Origin of the sequence: Novipirellula sp. (assembly GCF_041583735.1) — a bacterium.
Lineage (GTDB): Bacteria > Planctomycetota > Planctomycetia > Pirellulales > Pirellulaceae > Novipirellula.
On record NZ_JBFHFD010000426.1, the window covers coordinates 1 to 7,506 of the forward strand.

8 protein-coding genes and 1 pseudogene are annotated in these 7,506 nt (G+C 53.5%); 6 read left to right on the forward strand and 3 right to left on the reverse strand.

Annotated features, from left to right (window positions below):
* A pseudogene (locus ABX962_RS24695) lies at positions 1–116 on the forward strand (pantetheine-phosphate adenylyltransferase); the annotation flags it as partial.
* 92 nt (positions 117–208) lie between these two features.
* Here ABX962_RS24695 and ABX962_RS24700 read toward each other — a convergent pair.
* Genes ABX962_RS24700 through ABX962_RS24710 form a run of 3 tightly spaced genes read right to left on the reverse strand, consistent with a single transcriptional unit; the run spans position 209 to position 1,427 of the window.
* Complete coding sequence (locus ABX962_RS24700) at positions 209–706, reverse strand: DUF4430 domain-containing protein (RefSeq protein ID WP_372723255.1); 498 nt, start codon at positions 704–706, stop codon at positions 209–211.
* Between the two features lie 40 nt (positions 707–746).
* Positions 747–965 carry a hypothetical protein gene (locus tag ABX962_RS24705; protein ID WP_146596651.1) on the reverse strand — a complete coding sequence of 73 codons (219 nt, stop codon included), beginning with the start codon at positions 963–965 and terminating at the stop codon, positions 747–749.
* 51 nt (positions 966–1,016) lie between these two features.
* On the reverse strand, positions 1,017–1,427 hold the full coding sequence (locus ABX962_RS24710; RefSeq protein ID WP_372723257.1) for an HU family DNA-binding protein: 411 nt from the start codon (positions 1,425–1,427) through the stop codon (positions 1,017–1,019).
* Positions 1,428–1,912: 485 nt separating this feature from the next.
* On the opposite strand from ABX962_RS24710, the gene ABX962_RS24715 reads away from it, so the two are divergent.
* The 5 genes from ABX962_RS24715 to ABX962_RS24735 all read left to right on the forward strand — a co-directional run bounded on the left by ABX962_RS24715 (position 1,913) and on the right by ABX962_RS24735 (position 6,954).
* A complete protein-coding gene (locus ABX962_RS24715; RefSeq protein WP_372723259.1) occupies positions 1,913–3,199 on the forward strand; it encodes a redoxin domain-containing protein in 1,287 nt (428 codons plus the stop codon).
* Positions 3,200–3,454: 255 nt separating this feature from the next.
* Entirely contained in the window at positions 3,455–4,093 is a 639-nt protein-coding gene (locus ABX962_RS24720; protein ID WP_372723261.1) for a hypothetical protein, read from the forward strand.
* 76 nt (positions 4,094–4,169) lie between these two features.
* Entirely contained in the window at positions 4,170–4,742 is a 573-nt protein-coding gene (locus ABX962_RS24725) for a hypothetical protein (RefSeq protein ID WP_372723262.1), read from the forward strand.
* A gap of 103 nt (positions 4,743–4,845) precedes the next feature.
* Positions 4,846–6,054, forward strand: a complete 1,209-nt coding sequence (locus ABX962_RS24730; protein ID WP_372723264.1) for a nucleoside monophosphate kinase — start codon at positions 4,846–4,848, stop codon at positions 6,052–6,054.
* 54 nt (positions 6,055–6,108) lie between these two features.
* Positions 6,109–6,954 (forward strand): polyphosphate kinase 2 family protein, encoded by an 846-nt coding sequence (locus tag ABX962_RS24735; RefSeq protein ID WP_372723266.1) that lies wholly within the window; start codon positions 6,109–6,111, stop codon positions 6,952–6,954.
* The last annotated feature ends 552 nt before the right edge of the window (positions 6,955–7,506 follow it).

Sequence of the window (7,506 nt, forward strand, 5' to 3'; positions counted from 1 at the left end):
ATATCAGCAGTTCGCTACTCAAGCAAATCGCCTCGTTGAGCGATGATGACGAGCAGCTGGCCAAGTTTGTTCCGCTAAAGATCATTCCCGAGTTGCGAAGCAAACTGCGGTCGTAACCGCATCCTGCACCTTGTCGACCGCTCGCGTTATAGAGCAAGCGGTAAAAAAAGTGTCCCGGGTAGGGCTGGTTCCTAACCTCCGTCCCACGCTATTCGCCTTCGTAGGAACCGAATGCCCAGCTGATCGTTGCGGGAGCGTCAAGCTTGGTGCTGCCGATGCCTTTTTCGGCATGCACGCCGTCGATCTTGTACTTCCAGCCTTCCGTCGACGTGGTCGAAACTCCATCAATTTCGCTGATAAACGCAGTGACCCCTGATCCGGTGATCGTGACGGGGACCTCGTCGATCGAGCGCATCACCTCTTCGACAGTCACGCCTGCATGAATGTCGGTGCGGGTGAATTCATGTTGGGAATCCTGGCCTTGGATCACCACCGTGACCTTGATGGTTTCGCCATCATCGGCATCGGACGCCGTCACTGCGGAGGTGTCCCCCGTCGTTGCGTCGGGGGTATCCGGCGTGGATGTTCCGCAACCCGCGATCAATAGCGTTACCGCCATCAAACCGATCGTGATGACCTCGATCGGTGACCGTGAAACGCCGTAGCGGGGCGTGAATTTCGATTGGAATTGGTTGATGTTTCTCATGCACGCGATGATAGCGGCGCGAGTAATCAAGCAAAAGGGATTACATAATCCCGCCATGCGTCCGGATGGGCGTCATATGGCTGGGCGAATCGAGGAACCAGAATCGTTCCCATTCGTCGACGAGCGAACGCAAGTCTTCGGAGGTGTACAGCAATTGTTGTACGCGGCGTTCTGGCCGAGCGGAGTAGATCGGCACAAAGCAGCCGACCGTGGTGGTCAAAACTACAGCCAGCACGGTGAGTTGCAAGATTCGTCGCATCGAACGTTCCTCCATGAACGGTCTAAGTCAGATTTCGTGTGCGTTTTTCAGTTAGCCTTCGCCCCATCTGCCGGTCGGGGCGTCAGGTTTGGTGGCAGGGGTTTGGTCGGTGTGATTGAGAGGAACTTCGTTGCGTGCGGGATCATCCGTTTTAGCGGATTCGGTCGTTCGTATTTCTTCCTCGTCCAGGTCGCGGACTTTCAGTTCCATGTACTTTCCCGGCTTGAACGTCACGACGTGCTTGCTGGGAACTTCGACCTGCTGGCCAGTGCGAGGATTGCGGGCTTTGCGAGCGGCTCGCGGTTTGACTTCAAAAACTCCAAAGTTTCGAAGCTCAATCCTTCGCTCTCGTACCAAGCAATCAACGATGGCGTCAAAGGTCTTTTGTACAATTTCCTTCGTCTGCTGTTGAGTCAGTCCTACCTCTTCCGAGATCGTTCGCACGATATCTTTCTTGGTCACACGTGACTCCCTGAGAACACGATGCTCTTTACAGAGAATCGCTCTAAACCCTTTGCTAGTTTCAACTTAAACGCTTTTGGAGTCTAAGTCCTCAATAGCACGCCGTCAAGATACTCGGGCGTGATTCTCGGCAAAGGATTCAGTTCACAGTTTGTCTCACAAGCATCATCGGCCCGGCGAACCGCTATTCTTGAACCAAACGGCATAATCCGCACAAAAGGACCAAAATGGTTCTTCCTCACCGTTTTGGCGTCTGAATTGGACAGTCGGTGAAACGAGAACGGTCCGAATACGACCTTAAGGGGGGCAGGTGTCTGCCAAGAGGATGGTTGTCAGCGCTGCTACAAAAAACACCTGATTTCACGCCAAGATTTTGATGAGGTTGGGCTCTCGCGGCTCCGCTATAATTCGGTGCGATATCGATTGTCGCCACTTCCACCTATCCCACCCTTCTTTTTCCCTTTTTCAAGCGATACGAAGAATTCATGAAACGTTTCATTCTGTTGAACCTTGTGATTTGCCTAGCCCTTCCGCTTGCAAACCCGCAGAGGCTGTTCGCTCAGACTGCAAATGAGAATGCTGGCAAAGCCGAGACCACGGCGGCGGACGTCAAAGAGAGTGTTGGCGAAGAGAACGTTGATGAGGACCAAATTGCCAAAGCGGAAGCGATCGAGCCGTTGACGATCGGTTCCGAAGCACCCGATTTGGACATCGAACACTGGATTCACGATGGCAATGGGGCTTTCGATCCGGTCACCAAGTTCGAAAAGAACAAAGTCTATGTGGTCGAGTTTTGGGCGACTTGGTGTGGACCCTGTATCGCGGCGATGCCCCATGTCGTCACGCTGCAAAAAGAGTACGCCGATCGTGGCGTGCAAATCGTCAGTGTCAGTACCGAGCCGATAGAGACCATCGAAAAGTTTCTCCAGCGCGAGGTGCCCGGAGCCAAATCCAGCGACAATTCGGCTCAAACCTTTGATGATCTGACCCGTAATTATTGTTTGACCACCGATCCCGATCGCTCAACTTCCAAGGCGTACATGGAAGCAGCCAGCCAGAATGGGATTCCCTGTGCCTTTCTGGTCGGAAAAAGTGGACTTGTCGAATGGATCGGTCATCCGATGTCGATGGACGAGCCGCTAGCCAAAGTGGTCAATGACGAATGGGATCGCGAAGCGTTTGCCGAGGAATTTAAGGAAGACCAACGTGCGGATCGGATCTTCCAAGAATTCGTCAAAGCGATGCGGAGCAACAAGACCGACCAGGCGCTGAAAATCTTGGATGAGTATATCGCCGAGGGCAAGCTTGCCTCGCGAGTTTCGCAGATGCAGATGGTCAAAATGCAAGTGCTCGCGAGCGATGATTCGCGAGCCGAGGAATTGACCGCTTATGTAAATCATTTGCTGGCGGATGAATCACTTGACGCCGAAGCGGTCAATCGATTGGGGTGGACCATCGCTCGCTACGCCAACGCGGGGAAGATCAGCGACGAAGAAACGGTTCGTGCCGCCTTGAAAAAAACGCAATCGATTCTGGCGGACGCCGGCGACTCGAAACCGTTTGTGATGGATACGATCGCTCATTTGCAATTCGCCCTCGGCGACAAAGCCGCTGCGATTGCGACGCAGACCGAGGCGGTTGATTTGGCCGAAGAAAGCCGCAAACCACGTCTGCAACGTTTTCTTGACGAGCTGACCGCCGAACCAGTGGCTGACGACGACGCGCCGACCGAAAGTACGCCAGAAAAAACGCCAGAAAACTCAGGCGAATAAACGGACGAAGCCTAGGATAAATCATTGTAAATCCTGCGCAAAAATTCCCGAGGGCAGCATCCGTCTGCTGCCTTCGCGAGCCGCAGCGTCCAGTGAACCAAACGCGGTTGAGAACCGTATTAACGAGGCTGTATCCCAACGCCCGAGTGCGATCGCCGCGTATGGGATCTACACGCGAATTTTGACCAACGAGTCAAACTCACTTGCCCCCCTCTCTCCCAACTCACAACCCCTTTTAAAAACAAAGCCCCACTCATGAGACACCTCGCCAAATTTACCGTTGCCCTGGTCGCCGTCGGTTACCTCGCTTTTGTCTCCGGATGCAGCAAGCCGGCATCCGACGAAACGCCAACCGCGGTCGTGGACCCGCATGGACACGACGATCATGGCCATGATCACGACGACGATCATGGGCACGATGAGCACGGGCACGATGAGCACGGGCACGACCATGGCGATCATGGTCACGACCATGGCGCTGCTAAGGTGATTGATGCCGACAAGGCGGGGCTGGATGCTGACGCGTTGGTTCACCTGGACCACGCAGAGATGCCCGACAGTTATGCCGACAGCGTGAAATTGCTCGGCGAGATGCGGGACAAAATTCGTGATGGGTTCGCGGCGGGGAATGTCGAGGAAGCGGATGGGCCGCTGCACGAAGTCGGGCATCTGCTCGAGCATATCGAAACGCTGGTGACAAAATCGTCGCTCTCGGACGACCAGAAAAAACAGGCCGCCAACGCGATCGAGTCATTGTTTGATTCGTTTGGCGAAGTGGATGCACGCGTGCATGACAAACAGGGCAAGGCGGGAAAGGAATACAGTGACGTCACTGAATCGGTCGATGCTTCGATCAAAGTTCTTGCCGACTTGGTGGTCGCGACCAAGAAATAACGCGGCCAAGAAATAACGCGGCCAACAATAACACGCCGAAAAAAGTTCCTTGATGATTCAAACTTGGATTCGATCGATGACACTTACCGCCAAATTTAACGTATCTCTCTCCGCTTTCCTGCTGCTGACGCTGGTTGGCTGCGGTGACGAAACGATTTCCAAGACCGGTCAGGTCTCGTCTCCGTTTCTGGTTTCTAGTGAGCCCGCCGGTGCGATCACGCCGACGGAGTTCAAGGAAGCGGCAAGTTCCGAGAACGAAGCGTCAGGCGATACGTTGGCGGAAGATGCGGCGGTTGGCAATTCGCTGGTGGCGACCGAGGTCGTGCTGGCGGGGAAAATTGATGCCGGGGATTTGGATCCGTTCGAACCTGGCAAGGCGACGTTTGTGTTGTCGGAATTGCCGGATGCCGATCATGCCGCCGGTGATCCCGATCATGCCAACAATTGTCCCTTTTGTAAGCGAAAATTGAAAAATGCCCCCAAAGTGGTGGTTCGTTTTGTGGACGAATCGGGTGAATTGATCGCCCAGGACGCGCAAGCGATGCTGGGGGTGAAGAAAGGGGATTCGGTGGTGGTCAAAGGACTCGCAGAGTATCAAGAGCCGATCAATATGATCCAAATCAACGCCGAATCGATCTATCGTCGTTGATTCTTGCCCTAGACGATTCAATGCAGTGGGGCCGTGACCGTTTTGGTAAACTGGTTATCCTAGGGCCATCGTCCTCTCTGCACTTTTTTAATTGAATCGAATTGTGAGCGCTTCCTTGCCCGAAAAACTCGACCCAAAGATCAAGCCCGCGGACTTGGAAGTCAAAGATGCCCAGTTAATTTTTAACTCGGTATGGAAGCGGTTGGAGGCCGAATATGGCCGCGAAAATCTGCATTTCCCACGTGAATTGATCCTGCTCGGCGGTGCTCCCGGGGCGGGCAAGGGAACCAACAGTGACTTTATCCGCCAAGTTCGTGACATCTCGTCCGAGCCGATCGTCGTAAGTCAGCTGTTGAGCAGCCCCGAGGCCGAAGCGATCAAATCGCGAGGGGGCATGGTCGGTGACCGTGAGGTCGTCAGCATTTTGTTTCGCGAGCTGTTGAAACCCGAGCACCGAACCGGTGCGATTTTGGACGGCTATCCGCGGACCAAAGTGCAAGTCGAATGTTTGAAGATGCTGTATGACGAAATGAAGGCACTGCGGCGAGAGTTCGCCGATACGCCCCATTTGGTTCACTTCAAACAGCCTCAGTTTCATATCATGGTGCTGTTTGTCGAAGAATCCGAAAGCATCGAGCGACAGCTGCATCGCGGACGCCAAGTGATCTCGCACAACGAAGAGGTCAAACGCACCGGCATCGGAACGCTGTGGGAAGAGCGGCCTACCGATTTCAACGTCGATCTCGCACGTAATCGTTATCGGGTATTCAAAGAGCAGACCTATGATGCGCTGGTTTCGTTAAAGCAAATCTTCCATTTCCACTTCATCAACGCTCAGGCCCCACTGAGTGTGGTGCAAGAAAATATCTTGCGTGAATTGGAATACCAAAGTTCGCTCGAGCTCGATCCGCGGACCTTTCATGCGTTAAATCATATTCCGGTGGCCAGCGACATCATCATGCACGCCCGTCGTGATTTGGTCGTGCGTCTTGATGCCTACGAGATGCAGCAAACCGAATTGTTCCATCAAGTGATCGAGTTGATCGAATCGAAAATGATGCCGATTGTGATCCGGCACGCCATCTCGGGATACTGTAGCATCAATACCGAAAATGCCATTCTCGAGAGCCCGATCGCGCTCAAAATGCTGATCGACGTCTTTTCGGAACGTGGTTTTCACGCCAGCGTCGACTTGCAGCGGGATGAGATTCCAGTGCGATTTGATTTGAAAACCGGTGAGGTGCATTGTCGCCAGAAAAAGGTGTTTCGCATCGCGATTCGTTTCAAAGGATCCGAGATCCGTCGAGGCTAGCGTTTGCGGTTTACTCGTCTGCTATTCCAGGAAATCGAAACGAGGTTTTTGAACATGGATTTTGTTAAGAAACATATCGTCGAACCTGGATCGACAGTCGGCCTGAAAACGATCGACACCGAGCCTGATGGACCTTTCGAGGACAAGCAAGAAGCTTACGAATTCACTGCCGATACCATCGAAAAGATGCGTGAATTGCAGTACCGTTTGCACGTCGAAGGCAAGCAGTCATTGTTGATCGTGCTGCAGGCCCCGGATGCCGCGGGCAAGGATGGCGTGATTCGCAAGGTTCTCGGTCACCTGAACACGCAAGGCGTCCGCACGTTTCCGTTTAAAGTCCCCACGGAAATAGAACGAGCTCATGATTTTCTATGGCGGATTCATCAGTGTACCCCCGGTGCGGGCCAGGTTTCTATTTTCAATCGTTCGCACTACGAAGATGTGTTGGTGGTGCGTGTCGAGGACTTGGTGCCCAAAAGCGTTTGGAGCAAGCGTTATGAGATGATCAATCAGTTCGAATTACTGCTTGCCGAAAATGGGACCCGCATCCTGAAGTTCTATTTACACATCAGCCCCGCGGAGCAATTAGAACGTTTTAAGGAGCGATTGGATCGCCCCGAGAAGCACTGGAAGCTGAATCTGGGCGACTACGACGCGCGTCAGCAATGGGACGCGTATCGCGAGGCCTACGAAACCGCATTCGAAAAATGCAGTACAAAGGCGGCCCCCTGGTTCGTGATCCCTGCGGACAAAAAGTGGTACCGTAATGCCGCCGTTTCCGCCATCGTCTGCCAAACGCTCGAACAGATGGATCCTCAGTTTCCTGAGGTCGATGTCGATCTAGACCAGGTTCGCAAACGGTACGAGGATGAGCTGGCACAGTTAGACGACGATGCCTAACTGCATCGCCGCAGCGATTGCATAGCAAAGATCGTGGGGCCTGTTGCGATTTACCTGGGTAGCGGTGCGGCGCGGGGCCACCCGGTCGCAGCGAGTAAAACGTTCGAAATTTAATGGCGCGCGCCGCTCTGCTGCGAAAACCACCCGTTTAGTACCAAAGTAGCTGGCATTGGTTTGCGCCGTCCCGCTACTAAGGCCAAAAACACCCGAATCGTGTCGATGCTGCCGAGCGTTCAATCATAAATTCTCAAGCGACTTGAGCTAAATGCGCCGCAGGAACCGTAGGGGCATAAAAAAAGAGTCCACTAAAGGACTCTGCTGGACCCGGCGACGGACAAGCGGGTCCGTCGGTTGGGTGAGAGGGGGGGAGGCGGTGGCAGTAACATGAGCAAGCCAATAACATGAGCAAGCCAGTAACGTTGCCAAATTTCACGCCAACCCTAATGAAAACAGCGAGAATTATTTCTTGCGGTGGCGAATTTTCGCTCGCATGCGGCGTTTCTTACGTCCAACTTTTCGTCGTCCTTTGCCCGTTCGTTTCGTACCCACCTA